The sequence below is a fragment of the Streptomyces sp. NPDC056738 genome, assembly GCF_042790435.1.
Classification (GTDB): domain Bacteria; phylum Actinomycetota; class Actinomycetes; order Streptomycetales; family Streptomycetaceae; genus Streptomyces.
Window position 1 is genome coordinate 233,687 of sequence record NZ_JBHTZF010000014.1, and the last position, 20,239, is coordinate 253,925.

The window sequence follows — 20,239 nt, forward strand, 5'->3', positions numbered from 1 at the left end:
AGACTTTCCCGTTCCCGGCCTGATGAGACGCCCGGACGCGTTGTCGTAGGCCCGTGCGACACTCCCTTTCATGCTTGGTGTCATCGATCTCCCCACCTATCTCGCGGGTCTCGTCCTGATCGTCCTGCTGCCGGGACCGAACTCGCTGTACGTGCTGTCCGTCGCCGCCCGCCGGGGCGTCCGTACGGGGTACACCGCCGCCGCGGGCGTGTGGTGCGGGGACACGGTCCTGATGACGCTGTCGGCGGCCGGTGTGGCCTCGCTGCTCCAGGCCAACGCCGTGCTGTTCAGCATCGTGAAGTACGCCGGCGCGGGATATCTGACCTGGCTGGCGGTCGGGATGCTGCGCGCCGCGCGGGCGATGTGGCGGGCCCGCCGGGAGGCGGTCGCCGAGAGCGCGGAGCCCGAGGCGGTGGCGGAGGAGCGGCCGTTCCGGCGGGCGCTGGTGATCAGCCTGTTCAACCCGAAGGCGATCCTGTTCTTCGTCGCCTTCTTCGTGCAGTTCGTCGACCCCGCGTACGCCTACCCGGCCCTGTCGTTCGTCGTGCTCGGGGCCTTCGCCCAGCTCGCGAGCGTGCTGTACCTGACCGCGCTGATCTTCAGCGGTACGCGCCTGGCGGCGGCCTTCCGCCGGCGCAAGCGCCTCTCCGCGGGGGCCACGACCGCCGCGGGTGCCCTCTTCCTCGGCTTCGCGGTCAAGCTCACCCTCGCCAGCGCGTAGCGCTCAGCGGGCGCCGAGGCCGACCAGGGCCGTGTACTCCCGCAGGCCCGTCGTGTCGGCGCCCGCCCAGCCCACGTGACCGTCGGGGCGGACGAGGAAGACCCCGGTCCTGTAGCGCTCGTACGATCCGATCCGCACGCTGCGGACGCCGGGCAGCTCCGCCGGTTCCGTGACCGCGCCGACGGTGAGCAGCGTCCAGCGCGGCCCTCGGAACGCGTCGAAGAGGCGTACGCCGTCCACGGTCGCGTCGGGGGCGCGGTCGCCCGCGCGCAGTGCCTCGTCCGGCAGGTCCGTGCGGGTCTCCACCGCGAGGGAGGAGCCGCGGTAGCCGAGGCCGAGCTGACGGGTCTCCCTGCCGCGGCGGGCCTCGCCGCGGTGGATCCGGGTGGACAGACCGAGCATCTCGGCGGCGACGGGGCGGCGTTCCTCCTCGTAGGTGTCGAGGAGCGAGGCGGGAGCCTCGCCGCGCAGGACCGCGCCGAGCTTCCAGCCCAGGTTGTAGGCGTCCTGGACGCTGGTGTTGAGCCCCTGGCCGCCGGCCGGGGAGTGGATGTGCGCCGCGTCCCCGGCGAGGAAGACCCGGCCCGAGCGGAAGCGGTCGGCCAGGGCCGCGCGCGGCCGGAACTCCGAGACCCAGTCGATCCCGGTCACCGCGTCGGCGGACAGGTGCGAACGGGCGGCGAACACCTTGCGTACGCCGTCGGGGGAGTTGTCGACCGTCGTTCCGGCCGGGAACCCGGCGACGATCTGGAAGAGGTCCGTGCCCGCGAGCGGGCAGACCGCCATGAAGCCGTCGGTGTCGCCGCCCGGCGGGAAGACGTGCCAGTGGTCGCGGTCCAGGCCGTCGACCCGGGCGTCCGCCACCAGGATCGGGTCCGGGGCGACGACACCCGAACCGTCCGCCCCGGCACCGGTCATGCCGATGCCCGTGGCCCGGCGTACGGCCGAGCGGCCCCCGTCGGCGGCCACCACGTACCTCGCGCGGACGGTCCCCGCTCCCTCGCCCGAGGTGACGTGGGCGGTCACGCCGTCCTCGTCCTGGTGGAGCGCGGTCACCTCCCGGCCGAGGACGACCCGGCCGCCGAGCCCGGTCAGCCGCGCGTGCAGGATCTCCTGCGTGCGCCACTGGGGCACCATCCACGGCGCGGTGAACGGGGAGCCCGCCTCGCCGTCCTCGGCCGGGTCGAACATCGGACGCTCGCCCGCCGGCTTCCCGTCCTGCCAGATCAGCCCGACCGGGTAGTCGCCGCCCGCCGCGCGGATCGCGTCGAGGACGCCGAGGTCCTCGAAGATCTCCATCGTGCGCGGCTGGATCCCCTTGCCGCGCGATCCCGGCGCCAGGCCCTCGCCCCGCTCCACGACGAGCGCGTCCACCCCCTGGCGTGCGAGGTCGATGCCGAGCGCGAGGCCGGTCGGACCGGCTCCGACGACGAGTACGTCCACGTCCACGTGCGTGAGCTGCTGCGATGTCATGTGCATGGCCCTTTCCTTAACGTTGTTAAGTTCGATGGACCGAGCATGCCCTTAACGGCGTTAAACTGTCAAGCGTGGTTACCCAGAGACCCCAGCGCGCCCCCAGGCTGGACAAGAGGCAGGTCGTCGAGACCGCGCTGCGGCTGCTCAACGAGACGGGCCTCGACGGCCTGACCCTGCGGGCCATCGCCAAGGAGCTGAACGTCCAGGCGCCGGCGCTCTACTGGCATTTCAAGAACAAGCAGGAACTGCTCGACGAGATGGCCACGGAGATGTACCGCCGGATGGTGGACACCCCCGGCGCGGCCGGGGGCGACGGCTGGCGGGAGCGGCTGCTCGCCGCGAACCGCGGACTGCGCGCCGCCCTGCTGAGCTACCGCGACGGCGCCAAGGTCTTCAGCGGATCACGCTTCACGGGCACCCTGCACGCCGTGGAGATGGAGCGGACCCTGACGCTCTTCACCGAGGCGGGATTCACGCTCACGCAGGCGGTCCGCGCGACCTCCACCTCGTACCTGTTCACCATCGGCTTCGTCAGCGAGGAGCAGGGCGTCCAGCCGCTGCCGGGCGAGCGCCGCGAGGGGTACGACACGGACGAACGCGCCCGCCGCATGGCCGACTTCCCCCTGTCGGCGGCGGCGGGCGCGGCGATCTTCGACGACTACGAGCGGCACTTCGAGGACGGGCTCGCCCTGATCGTCGCGGGCATCGAGGCGCGCTACGGCATCGGCTGAACCCGGCCGCCGCCGGTCAGTGCCGTCCCGGACGCCCGGCCGCGCGGGCGCCGCGGATCGCGCGGGTCAGGACGGGCGGCAGCAGGTCGGCCGCCACCCGCCGGGCACGGGAACGGGTACGGGCGGGCCGCGGCAGGGCGGAGGCGCCCTGTGCGGCCGGGGCCGCCTCGGGACCGCTCGTGCCCGCGTGCCGGGACGGGGGGAAGGACGGGCCCCGCATGCCCTTCGTCGACTTGAGGCGGACGATGCGGTGTCCCGCGGCCTGCTGGACGCTCAGATGGCAGTCCTCGCGTCCGCGCACGGCCGCCAGCAGTTCCTCCTGGGCGGGCTCGGGGTCGCCCCAGGTCCCGTACAGCTTCTGGGTGCTGAGGCAGAGCGGGCGCAGGCCCCTGGTGAGCACCGCCTCCCAGACGGCCACGGAGACGCCGGGCGTGTGTTCCGAGCGGAAGTCGTCCAGGACGACGATCCCGCCGGGCAGCAGCGCCTCGCGGGCGGCGCCGATGTCGTCGTACACGTGCTCGTAGAGGTGCGAGGCGTCGATGTGGACGAACCGGCAGGAGCCGGCGGCCACTTCCGCCGGGACCACGCTGCTGGGGCCCTGGAGGACGCGGGGCAGCGCGTCGTGGAAGGAGAGGTAGTTCTCCTCGAAGGCCCGCCGGGTGAGCGCCCCGTAGGACTTCGTGGACTCCGCCCTGTTGGCGTCGTCGGGAGCGGACCCCTCGAACAGGTCGCACACCGTGTACCGCTCGGTGTCCTGGAGGTGGCGTCCGAGGAAGATCGCGCTCTTTCCCATGTAGACGCCGACCTCCAGCAGATCACCCCGTACGCCCGACGACTCCTGGCGGTCCAGGAACCACTCGAAGAGCATCTGGTCGAGAACGGGGAACCAGCCGGGGACGTCGTCGAGCCGGTGGGGCGGTCGGTGCGTGCCGGGTGCGAGCGTCATGCGGGGAGCACTCCCTGGGTCGGCGCGGACTCCCGGGAGGGGCCCGCGCGGAGGAGCTCGTGTGGGGACGAGCCGCTACGGAACTCCTCCGCGTCTGCCCGGCGACGCGTGCCCCATCGGGCGGGCAGGTTAAGGGAAGGCCAATTCCCCGGCCCGCTACGCGCGCGGCTTCGACAGGGCCGTGCGCAGCCTCGGGGTGAGCCGGTTCTCCACGAACCGGTTGAGCAGCCAGGCGAGCAGCAGCATCGTGGCGACCGTGGCGAGGAACGCGCCGTACGACGGGAGGTGCAGGGTCCGGTGGTAGGCCTTGATGACGACCCAGCCCAGGTGCTCGTGAACGAGGTAGAACGGGTACGTCAGGGCCCCCGCGACCGTCAGCCAGCGCCAGTTCGCCCAGCGCAGCCAGCCCAGCGCGATCGCGGCGACGGCGACGTAGCCGAAGGTGACGACGAGGATGATGGCGTAGGACGAGCGGTTGGAGAAGAACTCCGGGTTCGGCGCGTGCCACAGGCGCTGGACCGCGTAGTGCTGGCCGATCAGCCAGCTCACGCCGACGATGCCCCAGGCGTAGGCGTCGCGGCGGTCGCGGTGGACGAGGTAGAGGCCGACGCCGCCGATGAAGTACGGGGCGTACTCCGGCATCAGGACCGTGTTGAGCAGGGGCTCGTTCACGCCCTGCGCGATGGCCGCGGCCAGGGTCCAGGCGGCGCAGAACAGGATCACGCGCTGCCGGTTCGCCCCCGGCAGCACGATGCACAGCGCGAAGAGGGCGTAGAAGCGGACCTCGGCCCACAGGGTCCAGCACACGCCGAGCACCCGGTCCACGCCCAGCGGCTGCTGGAGCATGGTGAGGTTCACCAGCACGTCGCTCGGGGAGACCGTCTTGTACGCGACGAAGGGCAGCGCGAACACGGCCGTCACGAGGATGATCGCGGCCCAGTACGCGGGCAGGAGCCGGGAGGCGCGGGAGGCGAAGAAGGAGCGCAGCGGCCGGCCCCAGCCGCTCATGCAGATGACGAAGCCGCTGATGACGAAGAAGACCTGCACGCCCAGGCAGCCGTAGGCGAACAGATGGTGCAGGGTGGGGAACTGGTGCTTGGGCGAGGTGCCCCAGGCCTGGACCACCTCGCCGTCACGGCCGCCGTAGTGGTAGCAGGCCACCATCAGGGCCGCGACGAGCCGCAGCCCGTCGAGGGCGCGCAGCCGGTTCTCCCGGGGCGCCGCGGGTTTGGGCGCGGCGGACGTCTCGGCAGGTGGCAGGACGGTACGGACCACGGTGCCGGTCGACGTCCCGCGGGCCTCCTCGGGCGTGTCGATCACAAGGTTCCCCTCAATGGGACTCAGCTGGCCCACAGCACGTTAGTCCGATAGTCGGGGATGCTTACGGCCTCGCGAGGCCGGTTCGTCGTCTCGCCCACGGGAGTTCATCTCTGTGATGCCCCCGCGTTGAGAACTCTTCCGAATCGTGACAAATCGCCCACGGGCTTTTGGGGTGTCAAAAGGGGCGGGGCCGGGTCGTGTTCGACCCGGCCCCGCCCCTGGTGTCCCGCGGACGCGCCCGCCGCCTCAGCGGCCCACCGCACGCTTCAGCGAGCGCGCCCTGCGGGCGACCCGGCGCACGGTGGCGTTGCGCGGGATGAACGCGAGCTGGGCCGGCACGGCACCCGGCAGCGCCAGCGAGGTCAGGCGCTTGCGCTTGAAGTAGCGCCAGGTGTCCTCGGTGAGCTGGTGCGTCAGATAGCTCTCGGCCGCCGGACGCAGGTCCGGGTAGATCTTCGGCTGCATCGCGAAGCCGACGGCTCTCAGGAGCCGCGTCAGGTCCGCCACGTCCATGCCGGGGCGCCGCTCGGTGACCGCGGCGCCGTCCGCCAGGTCGGGCAGCAGCGCGTCGACGATGGTCACCGGGACGCGGTTGCTGTTCTCGTACGGGGTGAGCCGGTCCAGCAGCGGGCCGGTCCCGACGCGGGCCACCGGCAGGCCGTACAGCGCGGAGGCCGTGAGCAGCGCCGTGGAGAAGCAGCCGACGACCAGCGCGGGCCGCATCCGCTGGTAGAGCACCTCGGCGAGCACCGGGGTGTCGAGGACGGTGAGGTCCGCGCCCAGCCGTTCGGCCTCCTTCTCCAGCATCCGCGACCAGCGGGCCGGGGCGGAGGGGTGCGGCTTGAACACCACGCGGGTGTGGCCGAGCGCGAGGGCCCCCTTCAGCATCCGTACGTGGAGCTGCTCCTCCTCCTCGGCGGTGAGGATCTCCAGTGCCGAGAGGTACTGGCCGAGCAGTAGCGCCGGCTCGTCGACCGACGGCAGTTCGTCGCCGGTGTCGACGAGCTCCGCGAGCACCTTCACGAACGCGTCCGTGGGCACGATCTGCGGCTCGACGTCGAACTCGGTGAGCAGCAGCGGCTTCAGGCCGGGGACCAGGTCCAGATGGAGCAGCCGGGTCACCCGGGTGCCCACCAGCGGGTCGATCTTGTTGCGGGTGGGGCCGTAGCTCATCAGGCCGTCGGCGTACACCGTGACGGGCGCGCCCATGAAGATCTGGGAGACGCCGAGCGCCGGGTTGACCTGGATCGACTCCACGGCCAGTTCGACGTCGTCGTCGCCGAGGTTCCAGGCGAGCCGCAGATGCCGCTCCCACAGGGGGACGTCGTCCGGGCGCGGGGCCCAGCCGCCCGGGTGGAACGGGGAGATGGTCTCGTTCCACGAGATGACGTCGTCGAAGCGGCCGCGCAGCCGCTCGAAGCCGGGCATCGCGTCCACGGCGGGTGTCGTCTCCGGCGTCGCCGCGTTGTTGGAGACGAGCAGGATGCGCCGGTCGGCGGGCCCGAAGCTGTCGGTGTCGAAGGCCGCGGCGAGCGTGGCCGTGCCGTACAGCGTGGACGCCATGAAGATCTGGGTGGTCACGCGGCCACCCCCGCGGCGGGCGCGGGCCGTCGGCGCAGCCGGCGCAGCCGGGTCGCGCGCTGGACGTCCATGGAGTCGAGTGCCTCGTCGAGCACGCCCTGCGGCATTCGGCGCAGTGCCACGGCACTCATGGACTTCAGTTTCCGTGCCACCGCTGGCTCGAACCTTTCGATGGATCCCAGGTGATGGGAAATAATCGCGCAATACGTGCGCACGGCTTTGGGCAGGAGTTTCTCGGCGTCCCGGTCCTCGGCGGTTTCCGCCACGACCTGGTCGAACGCGCGAATGAAATCGAGTTGGCGCACGTCCCCGATCTGGGTGAGGGAGGAGGCGACGCCACGCCGGTAGAACACACCGAGCAGCCCCACCGTGGCGAAGGATTCGGCCTCCCGGTGCAGCTTCCAGATCCACGGCCGGTCCTCGGCCGTGCGCAGCCCGTCGGTGAAGTGGAGCAGCCCCCGGTCGACCAGCCGGCGGTGGTAGATGCCCGCCCAGGCGTAGGCGTAGTCGACGGAGGTGGACCGGTCGGAGGGGAGGATGGCGTCACGGGGATTCATGACGACCCCGCGCCGGCCGTGCGGGACACGGTGGACGGAGCGGGACCGCGCGGTGCACTGGACATGGTCCGTACGGACGAAGTCGCAGCCCAGATCCTCGATGGAGGACACGAGTTGTTCGTAGTATCCGGGGGCGAGCCAGTCGTCCCCGTCGAGGAACGTGAGGTACTCGCCACGCGCTTTGTCGATCCCGGTGTTGCGGGCGGTGGCCAGTCCTCCGTTCTTCTCGTGTCTGACATACACCGCACCCGGGAGCTCGCGCTCCGCGCGCGCGAGGATGTCCGGTGTCTCGTCGCGCGAGCAGTCGTCGACGAGAATGAATTCGAAATCCTGCCGTGCGTTCGCACGCAGGCTCTTCAGGGTGTCGGGCGCATATTGCTGCACGTTGTAGAACGGCACGATGACGGAGAGCTTGACCACCCCTGTGACGTTAGGGGGCGGCCCGGCATTCGTCTTTACCGTTGGTGAGATGCTAGGTGAACGACGCGTGGCGGTACCGTGAACCGCGTCGTTTTCTCAGTCGATCCTGGGCTGATCCCCCATTCGTCGACGCGCTGTTAACCGTTTGTTGTATTCAGGTTGGGCCGCTCCTCGAAATGGCTTCCTAGCGTCTAGGACGTGCCAGCAAGTACCTCGAAGTCGCTGCGGGTGGCCGTCCTCGCGGATTCCGACACCCGGTGGAAATGGGGATCGCTCACCGCGAACCGCATCTCCCCGGCAGAATCGGACATCCGCCTCGACGGATTCCTCCTGCGCGGCCGTGCCACCCCGACCGCCCGCCAGCTCGAAGAGGTGGGTGTCCGAGCGGACTCCCTCCGCGAGGTCACCGCCCTCGAGTTCCTGCGCGAGCTCGGCAAGGAGGACGACGTCTACGACGTCGTCGTCCTCGCCCTGGTCGGCGGCGCCGTCCAGGCGGTCCTGCACGGCCTGTCCCGCGCCTGGGAAGGACGCGCGAAGCGGCCCCTGGTCGTCACCGGCTACGTCGGCGTCGTCTACGAGAAGCTCGCCGACGGACTGCTCCTGCGCCACGGCGCGGACCTCGTCCTCGCCAACTCCCGCCAGGACGCGGACCGCTTCCGGGCCGTGTACGAAGGAGTCGGCGCGGACGCCGGATCGGTGACCGAGGTCGCGCTGCCCTTCCTCGGCGGGGCCGCGTACACCGAGAACGACCCGTCCGCGAAGGAAGGGGCCCGGCCCTACACGGTCGTCTTCGCCGCCCAGCCCTCCGTACCGGAGAGCCGCAAGGACCGTACGTACCTGCTGGACCGGCTCATCGGCCACGCGCGGCTCCACCCGGACCGCGAGGTCCTGCTCAAGCTGCGCTCCAAGCCGGGCGAGCACACCACGCACATCGAGGAACTGCCGTACCAGAAACTCGTGCAGAAGGCCGACCCGCCGGCCAACTTCCGCCTCGTGTACGGGCACATGGGTGAGGTTCTCGACCGCACCGACCTGCTCGTCACCATCAGCTCCACCGCCGCCCTGGAATCCCTGCACCGGCGCGTCCCCACCGTCGTCCTCAGCGACCTCGGGGTGCGCGAGGCGCTCGGCAACCACCACTTCGTGGGCTCCGGCTGCCTCGCCTCCTGGGACCAGCTCGACGCGGGACACCGGCCGGTGCCGGACCCGGAGTGGGTGGCCCGGCAGGGCGTCGCCGCCGACGGATCGTACGAGACGGCCTTCGACGCGGCACGGCAGCGCATCACCGACCTGCTCGCGGCGGACAAGCTGCCGCCGCTCGCTCCCTACTACACCCCCGTCACCGCGCCCGGCTACCTGCCCGGCATCCTCGCCCGCCACCACCTCGGCCCGGACGGCAGCCCGCTGCCCGGCGCCCCGGCGGCGGACCGGGAACCCAGCCCCGTACGGCAGTTCGTGCGCAAGGCCGCCCGCGGTGCCTACCGCCACGGCGTCCAGCGCGTGGCACCGGTGATCCGGCGGATGGGCGAACTGTGAGCACCCCGACAGCGGGCGGCCCGCCGCCCCTCGCCCCCCACGCCTCCCTCACCTCCCTCGTCAAGGAGAACAGCGCATGACCAACTCGGAAGCGGGCAAGGCCGCCCCGGCGCGCCGCGTACTCGCGGTGATCCCGGCGCGCGGCGGCTCCAAGGGCGTCCCCGCGAAGAACCTCCTGCCCGTGGGCGGTGTGCCGCTGGTGGCCCGCGCGGTGCGCGAATGCCGCGCCGCCCGCCTCGTGACGGACGTCGTCGTCTCCACCGACGACCAGGCCATCGCGGCGGCCGCCCGTCAGGCCGGCGCCGAGGTCGTGCTGCGCCCCGCCGCCATCGCCGGGGACACCGCCACCTCCGAGGCGGCCGTCCTGCACGCCATGGACACGCACGAGGCGCTGCACGGCTCCCCGGTCGACGTGGTGCTGCTCGTGCAGTGCACCAGCCCGTTCATCATCCGCGAGGACGTCGACGGCGTCGTGGACGCGATCGTCACCAACGGCGCGGACACGGCACTGACCGTGGCCCCCTTCCACGGCTTCGTGTGGCGCGACGGCGACGACGAGCCCACCGCCGCGGTGGCCGCCGAGACCGGGCACGCGGCGGTCGACGGCCGCACCGGCGTCCTGGTCGCCGACACCGCCACCAGCGGCGGCTACGGCGTCAACCACGACAAGTCGTTCCGGCCGCGCCGCCAGGACCGCCCCCAGGACCTCCTGGAGACCGGAGCCGTCTACGCCATGGAGGCCACCGGCTTCCGCGAGGCGAAGCACCGCTTCTTCGGCCGCACCGAACTCGTGCGCACCGACCCGGCCCGCGTGCTGGAGATCGATGACCCGCACGACCTCGCCCGCGCCCGCGCGCTGGCCCCCCTCTTCGACGCGAACCGCCCCGGTTCGCTGCCGACCGCCGACGACATCGACGCGGTCGTCCTCGACTTCGACGGCACCCAGACCGACGACAGGGTGCTGATCGACTCCGACGGACGGGAGTTCGTCTCCGTGCACCGCGGGGACGGCCTCGGTATCGCCGCCCTCCGCAAGAGCGGGCTGACGATGCTGATCCTGTCCACGGAACAGAACCCGGTCGTCGCCGCCCGGGCCCGGAAGCTCAAGATCCCGGTCCTCCACGGCATCGACCGGAAAGACCTCGCACTGAAGCAGTGGTGCGAGGAGCAGGGCATCGCGCCAGAGCGCGTGCTCTACGTCGGCAACGACGTCAACGACCTCCCCTGCTTCGCCCTCGTGGGCTGGCCGGTGGCGGTCGCGAGCGCCCACGACGTCGTGCGCGGCGCCGCACGCGCGGTCACCACCGTCCCCGGTGGCGACGGCGCGATCCGAGAGATCGCCAGCTGGATCCTCGGCCCTTCTCTCGACTCCCTCGACAAGTAAGGAACTTCCCCACCATGAGCACCAACTCCCGTCTGCGCCAGTTCGGTTCGAAGACCGCCGGCCCCGGCCACCCCGTCTACGTCGTCGGCGAGATCGGCATCAACCACAACGGTGAGCTGGAGAACGCCTTCAAGCTCATCGACGCGGCCGCCGAGGCCGGCTGCGACGCCGTCAAGTTCCAGAAGCGCACCCCGGAGATCTGCACCCCGCGCGACCAGTGGGACATCGAGCGCGACACCCCCTGGGGCCGCATGACCTACATCGACTACCGCCACCGCGTGGAGTTCGGTGAGGACGAGTACCGCCAGATCGACGAGTACGCCAAGAGCAAGAACATCGACTGGTTCGCCTCCCCGTGGGACACCGAGGCCGTCGCCTTCCTGGAGAAGTTCGACGTCCCGGCCCACAAGGTGGCCTCCGCCTCGCTGACCGACGACGAGCTGCTGCGCGCCCTGCGCGCCACCGGCCGCACGGTCATCCTCTCCACCGGCATGTCGACGCCGAAGCAGATCCGTCACGCGGTCGAGGTCCTCGGCAGCGACAACATCCTGATGTGCCACGCCACGTCGACCTACCCGGCGCAGGCCGAGGAGCTCAACCTCCGCGTCATCAACACCCTCCAGGCCGAGTACCCGAACGTGCCGATCGGCTACTCCGGTCACGAGACGGGCCTGCAGACCACGCTCGCCGCGGTCGCCCTCGGCGCCACCTTCGTCGAGCGTCACATCACCCTCGACCGCGCGATGTGGGGCTCCGACCAGGCCGCCTCCGTCGAGCCGCAGGGCCTGACCCGCCTCGTCCGCGACATCCGCACCATCGAGGCCTCCCTCGGCGACGGTGTCAAGAAGGTCTACGACTCCGAGCTCGGCCCGATGAAGAAGCTGCGCCGCGTCACGGGCGTCGTCGCCGAGGCCGAGATCGCCGCGGCCGCGGGCGAGCCCGTCTCGGTCTGAACGCCCTGAATCCCTTACGACGGGACGGTCGTACGTCGATGAGCCCCCGCGCCGGTTCCGCCGGCTCCTCCACTCTCGCCTTCGTCGAGAGTCCGGTACAGCTCCTGAACGTGCTGGAATGGGCGCACGCGCATGCCCACAACGGCGCGGCGCCCGGCGCGGGGCTCACCCTCGTCGTCCTGTCTCCCAACGACCCGATGACACGCGGCCAGCTCCGCCGGATGGCGGAACTGGCCCGCGACGAGGGTCACGCGGTCCGCTGGGAGGAGGCGCGTGGCGGCACCACGGCCCCCTTCCACACCATCGGGGGGCTGGCGCCGCTGCTGCGCCGGGCCCGGCGGATCGTCATGGGGGACCCGTTCTCCCGCTACGTGCAGCTTCTGCTGACCATCACCAGGGCGCGTGACCTGGTCGTGGTCGACGACGGCACGGCGACGATGGAGTTCGTCGCCCAGCTCGCCCGCGGTGAACGCCTGGTGCGCTGGCACCGGCGCGGCGGCCGCCCCGGCCCGCGGGACGTGCTCTTCGCCCCCGTGTCCGCCTCGGCCCGCCGCCGGCTGACGCCCAGCGAACGCCGTACGGTCGAGGTCTTCTCCTCGATGCCGATCGAATCGGCACCGGACGGTGTCACCATCACCGCCAACGACTTCTCCTGGACCCGCTCCCGGTTCGGGCCGCCGCGCCTGACCAAGGGCGCGGACCTGGTCGGCACCTCGCTCGTCGAGACGGGCGTGGTCGACCCGGACCGCTACCTGGACGCGGTCCGCTCGCTCGCCAAGGCGCACGGCGCGACCCGCTACTTCGCGCACCGCCGCGAGAGCGCGGACAAACTGCACCGGCTGGCCGTCGAGACGGGCCTGGAGATCGTCCGTCCCGACCTGCCGCTCGAACTGATCGCCCGGCGCGGCCCCATAGGCCGCACGATCCTGAGCTTCCCGTCCACGGTCGTCCACACGCTGCCGCTCGCCCTGGCCGGCACCGAGGTGCGGGTCGCGGTCTGCGACATCGACCCGGCCTGGCTGACGGAGAACGCCTCGCCACGGGCCCAGGGCTTCCTGTCCGGGGTCACCGGGACCGCCCGGGACGTGCACCGTCTCTCGGCGGTGTCCACCATCTAGTTCAAGCCACAAGCAACTTCAGGCGTCCAGAGCCCGGCGTACCGCGCCGGGCTCTTCCGTTGGTCCATACCGCGATCTACGCGGATCATCAGGACCGCGCTCCGTCCATCCTCCACGGCGAACGCACCGAACAGTCGTGTGGTGTTCACCAGTCCTCCACAACGCGCGCGTTGGGGCGACACGATCCGGCCATTGAATCGCAGCGCGCGGTACCGGCCGTCGGTCGCGCGGGGGTTCCGTTTCCGGAGTGGGGGGCAGCAGGTGGCGTCCGCGCAAGAGGAGTCCGACAGACCGGAGTCCGGAAGAGCAGAGCCCGGGGGATCCGAGTCCGAGGAGTCGACGTCCGAGGAACCGACGTCCGACAGACCGGAGCCGGCTGGACCGGCTGCGTTCGGAGCCGAGTCGTTCGAGAAGCCGGCCGGGCCGGAAGCGGCCGGAACGGGGTCGGGCGGAACGAGGTCGGGGGGACCATGGTCCGAGGCGGAGAGCCACGTGCTCGTTCCGCGGCGGCTCAACGCGGCCCGCGGGCTCGGTGACCGCGTCTTCCGCCACCAGCTCACCGCCACCGGCATCGCCGTCCTGGCCATCATGGCGGGGGTCGGACTCTTCCTCCTGCTGAGGGCCGGTCAGGCGCTGCGCGCCCGGGGCTTCGCCTTCCTCACCACCGCCGCATGGCAGCCGGACGTCCACAACTTCGGCATCGCGGCCGTCCTCACCGGCACCGTCCTCATCGCGCTCGTCGCGGTGGTGATCTCCGTACCGCTGGCCGTCGGGACCGCGCTGTTCATCTCCGACATCGCCCCGCGCAGGCTGCGCCGCACCCTGGTGACCATGGTCGACCTGATGGCGGCCGTCCCCTCGGTGGTCTACGGACTGTGGGGACTGTTCTTCCTCCAGCAGCACGTCATCGGCCTGTCGCGCTGGCTGTCCGAATGGCTGGGCTGGATCCCCCTGTTCAAGGTGGACGGCACCCAGCCGGGCGAACCGCTCGCCACCGAGAGCGTGTTCACCGCGTCCACCTTCGTCGCCGGGATCGTCGTCGCCCTGATGGTCGCCCCCATCCAGTGCTCCGTGATGCGCGAGGTCTTCTCGCAGGCCCCGGCCGGCGAACGCGAGGGCGCCTACGCGCTCGGCGCGACCCGCTGGGGCATGATCCGCTCGGTCGTCCTGCCGTACGGCAAGGGCGGCATGATCGGCGGCACCATGCTCGGGCTCGGCCGGGCGCTCGGCGAGACCATCGCGGTCTACCTGATCATCTCGCCGGTCTTCGTGATCCAGCCGCACATCCTGCAGACCGGCTCCAACTCGGTGTCCTCGCTGATCGCCCTGCACTACGGCGACGCCTCCGACTTCGGCATGTCGGCGCTGATGGCGGCGGGCCTGGCGCTGTTCCTGCTCACCCTGGCGGTCAACTTCACCGCCTCCACCGTGGTGGCCCGCAGCCGCTCCGGCGCGCAGAGCGAGGCATGAGATGACCGTCATCCAAGAGACCACCCCGACCCCCGTGCGGGCCACGGTTCCCGCGGACCCCGACCCCGTGGTCGAGCACGAGCCGCAGCCGCCGCGGCCGCGCCGCATCGGCGGCGTCACCCGCACCGGAGTGCTGTCCCTGTGCGGCGCCGCCGCCTCCGGACTCTGCGTCACCGTGCTGCTGTTCGGCCAACTCGCCCCGTTCTCGGGCGCGCTCGGCTTCGCCGTCACCGCCTACCTCGTCTTCCTGGCGATCTACGCGGTGCTCACCGGGCTCGACGAGGACGGCCAGGCCGTACGCGACCGGGTCATGACGGTCGTGCTGTGGACGGCGGCCACGCTGCTCTTCTCCGGCCTGTTCATGGTCGTCGGCTTCACCGCCTGGCGCGGCCGCGAGGCCCTGCCGCACGCCAACTTCTTCACCCAGGACATGCAGGCGGCGGGCCCCCTCGACCCGCTCACCCACGGCGGCATCGCCCACGCGATGCTCGGCACCCTCACCATGATCGCCATCGCGCTGGTGATCACCGTGCCGCTGGGCCTCGCCTGCGCCGTCTATCTGAACCAGATCCCGGGCCGGTTCTCCCGGTTCGTCCGCACCATCGTCGAGGCGATGACCGCGCTGCCCTCGATCGTCGCCGGCCTGATGGTGTACGCCACCTGGATCCTCGGCCTCGGCATGCAGAAGTCGGGACTCGCGGCCGGCTTCGCGATCAGCGTGATGATGCTGCCGATCGTGATCCGGGCCTCCGACGTGGTGCTGCGCCTGGTGCCCGGCAACCTCACCGAGGCCGCGGAGGCGCTCGGCGCGCCGCGCTGGCGCACGGTGTGGCACGTCGTGCTGCCCACCGCCCGCTCCGGCCTCGCCACCGCCGTCATCCTCGGCACCGCCCGAGGGATCGGCGAGACCTCGCCCGTCCTGCTCACCGCCGGCTTCACGACCGCGCTCAACGCGGACGCGACGAGCGGGCCGATGGTCTCGCTCCCGCTCGCGGTCTTCAACTTCGTCAAGTCGCCCGAGCCCGCCTACATCGCCCGCGGCTTCGGCGCCGCCGCCGTCCTCATGGCCCTCGTCCTGGTGCTGTTCGTCATCGCCCGGGTCATCGGCGGACGCGGCCCCGGCCACCAGACCAAGCGGCAGGCCCGCCGCACCGCACGCGCCTCGCGCAAGGACGTCGAGCGGTTCGAGGACCTGCACGCGCCCGGCCTGTCCCTGTTCGAGACCCCTGGGGAACCGCACCCCGCCACCGCCCCGTCCGCACCCGCCACCGGAGAGACCGACTGATGCGCAGCCACCTCCACACCGCCCTCGGGCGCCTTCGGGCACTCGGGACGCTCGGCGCGCTGCTCGGCGTGATCGCCGCGCTGCTGGCCGGTCCGCTGGCGGCCCCCGCCGCGGCGGAGAGCTACACGCCCATATCCGGCGCCGGTTCCACCTGGGCCGAGAACGCCGTCGACGAATGGCGACGCGCCGTCAACCAGTACGGCATGCGGATCAGCTACGCCGGCACCGGATCCTCCGACGGCCGCCGTCAGTTCCTCAGCGGCACCGTCGACTTCGCGGTCTCGGACATCCCGTTCCAGACGCATCCGACCGACGGTTCGGCCGCCGAGCGGCCCGCGTCCGGGTCGTACGCCTACATGCCGATCGTGGCCGGCGGCACCGTCTTCATGTACCACCTGACCGTCAACGGCAAGCGGGTCACCAACCTGCGCCTGTCCGGCGACGTGGTCACCAAGATCTTCACCGGCGCGGTCAAGACCTGGGACGACCCGGTCATCAAGGCCGACAACCCGGGGATCCAGCTCCCGCACCGCACCATCGTCCCCGTCGTACGCTCCGACGGCTCGGGCTCCACCGCCCAGTTCACGATGTGGATGGCCAACCAGCACAAGTCGCTGTGGCAGGCCTACTGCCGCAGGGTCGGCCGCTCCGGGGCCTGCGGGCAGACCTCGTACTACCCGACCGTCTCCGGGATGATCGCCCAGTCCGGCGACCTCGGCGTCGCGGGCTACGTCGCCCAGAACTACGGCGAGGGCGCGATCGGGTACGTCAACTACTCGTACGCCCTGAACGCGCACTATCCGGTCGCCAAGGTCCTCAACCACTCCGGCTACTACACCGAGCCGACCCCGCAGAACGTCGCGGTCTCGCTGCTCAAGGCGAAGATCAACACCGACCGGAACTCCGCGGACTACCTGACCCAGAAGCTCGAAGGCGTCTACAACGACTCCGACCGACGCAACTACCCGCTGTCCAGCTACTCGTACATGATCCTGCCGCTGAAGGTGCAGGGCACCTTCACCAAGGCCAAGGGCAAGACGCTCGGCGCGTTCTCGTACTACTTCATGTGCCAGGGCCAGCAACAGGCGCCCTCGCTCGGCTACTCGCCGCTGCCGATCAACCTGGTCAAGGCGGGCTTCGACCAGATCCGCCGCATCCCGGGCGTGCAGGCCCAGAGCATCAACATCAAGGGCTGCAACAACCCGACCTTCTCCAGCGACGGGCACAACAAGCTCGCCGACACCGCCCCCTACCCGGCCGCCTGCGACAAGAAGGGCGCCGCGCCCTGCACCACCGGCAGCGGTGGCGCCAAGTCGGGCGGCGGCTCGGGCGGTTCGGGCTCCACGGGCGGCAGCGCGAGCGGCGGTTCGGCCTCGGGCGGTTCCGGCTCGGGCGGTTCCACCGCGGGGAGCACCGGCGGCGGCAGCGCCGACGGGGGTTCGGGCGGCGGCGGGTCGGCCGCGGGAGGCGGGACCGGCGGCAGCGCCGAACCGGTCGTCGACCCGGACACCGGTCAGACGCTCTCGCCCGGCTCGGGCGGCGGTTCGGGGAACGGCTCCTCGGGCGGCAGTGGCGGGAACGGAGCGGCGGCGGACACCATCGCGCTCGCCCAGCCGGTCTCCGTGTCCGGCAGCCAGGGCTGGTCCAGCACCCAGACGCTCATGCTGATCGCCGCCTTCCTCGTCCTCGGCCTCGTCCTGCTGCCCTCCGTGGTGTCCCGGGCGATCGCCGCGCGCGGCGCCGGCAAGGACTCCGGAGAGGAGCAGAAGCGATGAGACGCCGCATCACCGGCTCCCGTACCACCGGAGCACGCGTCACCGACTCCCGTACCACCGGAGCGCGGACCACCGACTCGCGTACCTCCGGAGCGGATGGCACCGGGCCCGGCGGCGCGCGGGCGGCGGGCACGGGCCCGCGGACGCGCGGGAGCGCGATGCTCCGCGTGCGCCGGCTGCTCCTGCGCGTCGTCGCGGGCGCGGCCGCCGGCGCCCTCGCCGGACTCGGCGTGGCCCAGGCCGCGGCACCCGCTTCCGCGGCGGGCACCGCGACCGGCGCCTCGGCCGTCACGGTCTCCGGCCGCGGCGAGTTCAAGGACATGAGGTTCACCGTCGACCAGACCACCCACCTGACCAGTCAGGCGGTCACGGTCTCCTGGTCCGGCGGCACCCCGACCACGTTCGCCGGCACGTTGTTCAACACCGACTTCGTGCAGATCATGCAGTGCTGGGGCGACGACGACGGCACGGTGCCGTCCAACCCCGGCCCCTCGCGCACCCAGTGCCAGTACGGCGCCTCGCCGACCACCGACCGCGGGAGCTGGCCCGGCAACGACTACGACGACACCCGCAAGGTCTTCTACAGCGCCGACCCCGCCAACTACGGCCAGGACGACCGGTACGGGGCCGCCAACCCCAACGCGCCGGGCGAGGTGCCCTTCAAGTCCGTCGACGGCACGGTGATCACCTCCGGCACCCAGAACAACGCCTTCTTCAACCGCAACACCACCAACGAGGTCGACTTCGCCCGCACCGGCGCCGACGGCACCGGCAAGGAGTACTTCGAGGTCCAGACCGCCAACGAGGCCCCGCACCTGGGCTGCGGTGTGCCGGTCACCGTCAACGGGGGCACCAGGCCCCGCTCCTGCTGGCTGGTCATCGTCCCGCAGGGCCACCTCGACCTGGACGGCAGCCCCTACGCCGACCACAGCCAGGTCAACGCCGGCTCCCCGGTCTCCTCCACCAACTGGAAGAACCGCGTGGCGATCCCGCTCGGCTTCAACTCCGTCGGCACCAACTGCGCCCTCGGCGCCGACGAGCGCGCCACCACCGGCAGTGAACTCGCGGCCGACGCCATGACGAGCTGGCAGGCGGCCCTGTGCCCGACGGGCACGGTCTACGGCTACACGGAGCTCGGCGAGCCGGACACCCGCGCCCGCCTCACCGCCGACGGCGCCTCCGGACTCGCCTTCACCACCCGCGCCCTCGGAGCCGACACGGGGACCACGGCACCCTCCGACCCGACCGTGTACGCGCCCGTCGCGCTCTCCGGAACCGTCATCGGCTTCACCGTCGAACGCAGACCCAAGGCGGGCGCGCCGGACTCCGTCCGCAAGCTCGCGGGAACCAAGGTCGAGTCCATCGACCTCAACGCGCGGCTGGTCGCCAAACTGCTCACCGAGTCGTACCGCAACTCGCCCTGGGGAGCCGTCCTCGGCGACGCGTCGGCCACCGGCTACGACTGGGCCAAGGGCAATCCCGCGGGCCTCGCGAGCGACCCCGAGTTCATCTCGCTGAACCCCGAGTTCGCGGACCTGTCGGTCTCCGAGACCCCGTCCACCGACACCGACCTGATCACCTCGCTCGGACACAGCGACTCCGCCCGCGCCCTGTGGCAGTGGATCCTCGCCGACAAGGACGCCCGCGGCTTCCTGGCCGGTGACGTCGACTCCTGGGGCACCAAGGTCAACCCGTACTACAGCACCACCGCGTCCCGGAACCCGACCGGAGTCGCCTTCGACCCCGCGAGCGCGGACGACTACCCCAAGAGCGACCCCTGGTGCACGATCCCGCCGGGCACCGACGCCACCGTCAAGCAGTGCATGACCGACTTCCACCCCTACGTCGAGGACATGCACTCCGGCGCGCTGCACACCCGGCGCGCCGACACCCTCTGGAAGTCGAGCTGGGACGCGCTCGCCAACCCGCCGGCCTTCAAGAGTCCCGGCCCCCAGACCGTCGGCTCCCGGTTCGTCATCACCGTCACCGACGCGGCCTCCGCCGCCCGCTACGGCCTCCAGACCGCCCGGCTGCGCAACACCTCCGGCGCGTTCGTCGGCGCCTCGGCCTCGTCCCTGACCGCGGCGGCCGCCGGCCTGACCGGCACCGGAGCTCCCGAGATCACCCCGGCCACGGCCGACGCCGAGGGCGCCTACCCGCTCGCCCAGCTCGTCTACGCGGCGGTCAGGCCGGCCGGGATCGACGCGGCCGCCCGCAAGGACTACGCGCGCCTGCTGCGGTACGCGGTCGGTGACGGACAGACCAGCGGCGCCGACCCGGGCCTGCTCCCGGCCGGGTACGCCCCGCTCTCCGCCGCCCTGCGCACCAAGGCGACCACGGCCGCCGACGCCCTCGTCGACTACAAGGGCCCCTCCCCGACACCCTCCGGCGACTCCGGCGGCTCCGGTTCCACCGGCGGCTCGAGCGGCGGCTCCACGGGCGGCAGCGACTCCGCGGCGGCCGGCGGCGCCGGCGGCGGCACCGACGACACCGGCACGGGCGGCTCCACGGGCGGCGCCGCGGGCGGCGACAGCGGCGGCAACGGCGCCACACCGAGCGCCGGCACGAGCACGAAGCCGAGCGCCGCACCGTCCTACGACGGCGGCAAGGCCGTACAGACCACCGCGCTGGGCACCACGCCCGACGACCCGGCCAACTCCCTGCGGTACGCCGTCCCGGTCGGAGCCGCGCTCGGCGCCGTCGCCGGCATCGGCGCGCCGTTCGCCGGCGGCCGCAGGCTCACCCTGCCGCTGCGCATCCCGCTGCCCGGCGGCCGGGCGGTGACCGTCCCCGCGGTCTCCCTGCCCGAGTGGCTGCGCCGACGGCTGCCCCCGGGCCGGAGCTGAACCACCGGAGCGCGGGCCCGCCGGGCCCCGCTCCCCACAGACGGCCGCCCGCCCCGAAAGGCAGTCGGGGCGGACGGCCCGTACCACCCTGCCAGATCCGACCGACGTCACGTCGCACAC

At 71.9% G+C, this 20,239-nt stretch carries 15 protein-coding genes; 10 read left to right on the forward strand and 5 right to left on the reverse strand.

Annotation, left to right across the window (positions count from 1 at the left end):
- Nucleotides 1-70 precede the first annotated feature (70 nt).
- Complete coding sequence (leuE, locus tag ACFRIC_RS32640; RefSeq protein WP_382793312.1) at nucleotides 71-721, forward strand: leucine efflux protein LeuE; 651 nt, start codon at nucleotides 71-73, stop codon at nucleotides 719-721.
- 3 nt (nucleotides 722-724) lie between these two features.
- Here leuE and ACFRIC_RS32645 read toward each other — a convergent pair whose 3' ends face one another.
- Nucleotides 725-2,194, reverse strand: coding sequence for an FAD-dependent monooxygenase (locus ACFRIC_RS32645; RefSeq protein ID WP_382793530.1), 1,470 nt, complete (start codon nucleotides 2,192-2,194; stop codon nucleotides 725-727).
- Nucleotides 2,195-2,268: 74 nt separating this feature from the next.
- Here ACFRIC_RS32645 and ACFRIC_RS32650 point away from each other — a divergent pair, with 74 nt between their 5' ends.
- Nucleotides 2,269-2,928 carry a TetR/AcrR family transcriptional regulator C-terminal domain-containing protein gene (locus ACFRIC_RS32650; RefSeq protein WP_382793315.1) on the forward strand — a complete coding sequence of 220 codons (660 nt, stop codon included), beginning with the start codon at nucleotides 2,269-2,271 and terminating at the stop codon, nucleotides 2,926-2,928.
- Between the two features lie 16 nt (nucleotides 2,929-2,944).
- On the opposite strand, the gene ACFRIC_RS32655 is transcribed toward ACFRIC_RS32650, so the two are convergent.
- The 4 genes from ACFRIC_RS32655 to ACFRIC_RS32670 all read right to left on the reverse strand — a co-directional run bounded on the left by ACFRIC_RS32655 (nucleotide 2,945) and on the right by ACFRIC_RS32670 (nucleotide 7,752).
- The gene (locus ACFRIC_RS32655) at nucleotides 2,945-3,874 is read right to left on the reverse strand and encodes a class I SAM-dependent methyltransferase (RefSeq protein WP_382793317.1); all 930 of its coding nucleotides are present in this window, start codon (nucleotides 3,872-3,874) and stop codon (nucleotides 2,945-2,947) included.
- Between the two features lie 156 nt (nucleotides 3,875-4,030).
- Nucleotides 4,031-5,194 carry an acyltransferase family protein gene (locus tag ACFRIC_RS32660; protein ID WP_382793320.1) on the reverse strand — a complete coding sequence of 388 codons (1,164 nt, stop codon included), beginning with the start codon at nucleotides 5,192-5,194 and terminating at the stop codon, nucleotides 4,031-4,033.
- Between the two features lie 246 nt (nucleotides 5,195-5,440).
- Nucleotides 5,441-6,775, reverse strand: a complete 1,335-nt coding sequence (locus ACFRIC_RS32665) for an alpha-2,8-polysialyltransferase family protein (RefSeq protein ID WP_382793323.1) — start codon at nucleotides 6,773-6,775, stop codon at nucleotides 5,441-5,443.
- Nucleotides 6,772-7,752 carry a glycosyltransferase family 2 protein gene (locus ACFRIC_RS32670; protein WP_382793326.1) on the reverse strand — a complete coding sequence of 327 codons (981 nt, stop codon included), beginning with the start codon at nucleotides 7,750-7,752 and terminating at the stop codon, nucleotides 6,772-6,774. The genes ACFRIC_RS32665 and ACFRIC_RS32670 overlap by 4 nt, the downstream gene beginning before the upstream one ends.
- 198 nt (nucleotides 7,753-7,950) lie before the next feature.
- Here ACFRIC_RS32670 and ACFRIC_RS32675 point away from each other — a divergent pair, with 198 nt between their 5' ends.
- The 8 genes from ACFRIC_RS32675 (at nucleotide 7,951) to ACFRIC_RS32710 (ending at nucleotide 20,119) form a co-directional block, all read left to right on the forward strand.
- Complete coding sequence (locus ACFRIC_RS32675) at nucleotides 7,951-9,288, forward strand: DUF6716 putative glycosyltransferase (protein WP_382793329.1); 1,338 nt, start codon at nucleotides 7,951-7,953, stop codon at nucleotides 9,286-9,288.
- A gap of 76 nt (nucleotides 9,289-9,364) precedes the next feature.
- Entirely contained in the window at nucleotides 9,365-10,672 is a 1,308-nt protein-coding gene (locus ACFRIC_RS32680) for a cytidylyltransferase domain-containing protein (RefSeq protein WP_382793332.1), read from the forward strand.
- Between the two features lie 14 nt (nucleotides 10,673-10,686).
- Nucleotides 10,687-11,625 (forward strand): N-acetylneuraminate synthase family protein, encoded by a 939-nt coding sequence (locus tag ACFRIC_RS32685; protein WP_382793335.1) that lies wholly within the window; start codon nucleotides 10,687-10,689, stop codon nucleotides 11,623-11,625.
- 38 nt (nucleotides 11,626-11,663) lie between these two features.
- On the forward strand, nucleotides 11,664-12,743 hold the full coding sequence (locus ACFRIC_RS32690; protein ID WP_382793339.1) for a hypothetical protein: 1,080 nt from the start codon (nucleotides 11,664-11,666) through the stop codon (nucleotides 12,741-12,743).
- 492 nt (nucleotides 12,744-13,235) lie between these two features.
- The gene (gene pstC, locus ACFRIC_RS32695) at nucleotides 13,236-14,213 is read left to right on the forward strand and encodes a phosphate ABC transporter permease subunit PstC (protein WP_382793342.1); all 978 of its coding nucleotides are present in this window, start codon (nucleotides 13,236-13,238) and stop codon (nucleotides 14,211-14,213) included.
- 1 nt (nucleotide 14,214) lies between these two features.
- On the forward strand, nucleotides 14,215-15,498 hold the full coding sequence (pstA, locus tag ACFRIC_RS32700) for a phosphate ABC transporter permease PstA (protein WP_382793345.1): 1,284 nt from the start codon (nucleotides 14,215-14,217) through the stop codon (nucleotides 15,496-15,498).
- On the forward strand, nucleotides 15,498-17,273 hold the full coding sequence (locus ACFRIC_RS32705; RefSeq protein WP_382793347.1) for a substrate-binding domain-containing protein: 1,776 nt from the start codon (nucleotides 15,498-15,500) through the stop codon (nucleotides 17,271-17,273). The genes pstA and ACFRIC_RS32705 overlap by 1 nt, the downstream gene beginning before the upstream one ends.
- On the forward strand, nucleotides 17,270-20,119 hold the full coding sequence (locus ACFRIC_RS32710; RefSeq protein ID WP_382793350.1) for a hypothetical protein: 2,850 nt from the start codon (nucleotides 17,270-17,272) through the stop codon (nucleotides 20,117-20,119). The genes ACFRIC_RS32705 and ACFRIC_RS32710 overlap by 4 nt, the downstream gene beginning before the upstream one ends.
- The last annotated feature ends 120 nt before the right edge of the window (nucleotides 20,120-20,239 follow it).

What these genes read in the sequence shown, in the direction of transcription:
- leuE (WP_382793312.1), top strand. Translation starts at nt 71, where the DNA reads ATGCTTGGTGTCATCGATCTCCCCACCTATCTCGCGGGTCTCGTCCTG.
- ACFRIC_RS32645 (WP_382793530.1), bottom strand. Translation starts at nt 2,194, where the DNA reads ATGACATCGCAGCAGCTCACGCACGTGGACGTGGACGTACTCGTCGTC.
- ACFRIC_RS32655 (WP_382793317.1), bottom strand. Translation starts at nt 3,874, where the DNA reads ATGACGCTCGCACCCGGCACGCACCGACCGCCCCACCGGCTCGACGAC.
- ACFRIC_RS32680 (WP_382793332.1), top strand. Translation starts at nt 9,365, where the DNA reads ATGACCAACTCGGAAGCGGGCAAGGCCGCCCCGGCGCGCCGCGTACTC.
- ACFRIC_RS32685 (WP_382793335.1), top strand. Translation starts at nt 10,687, where the DNA reads ATGAGCACCAACTCCCGTCTGCGCCAGTTCGGTTCGAAGACCGCCGGC.
- ACFRIC_RS32690 (WP_382793339.1), top strand. Translation starts at nt 11,664, where the DNA reads ATGAGCCCCCGCGCCGGTTCCGCCGGCTCCTCCACTCTCGCCTTCGTC.
- pstA (WP_382793345.1), top strand. Translation starts at nt 14,215, where the DNA reads ATGACCGTCATCCAAGAGACCACCCCGACCCCCGTGCGGGCCACGGTT.
- ACFRIC_RS32705 (WP_382793347.1), top strand. Translation starts at nt 15,498, where the DNA reads ATGCGCAGCCACCTCCACACCGCCCTCGGGCGCCTTCGGGCACTCGGG.
- ACFRIC_RS32710 (WP_382793350.1), top strand. Translation starts at nt 17,270, where the DNA reads ATGAGACGCCGCATCACCGGCTCCCGTACCACCGGAGCACGCGTCACC.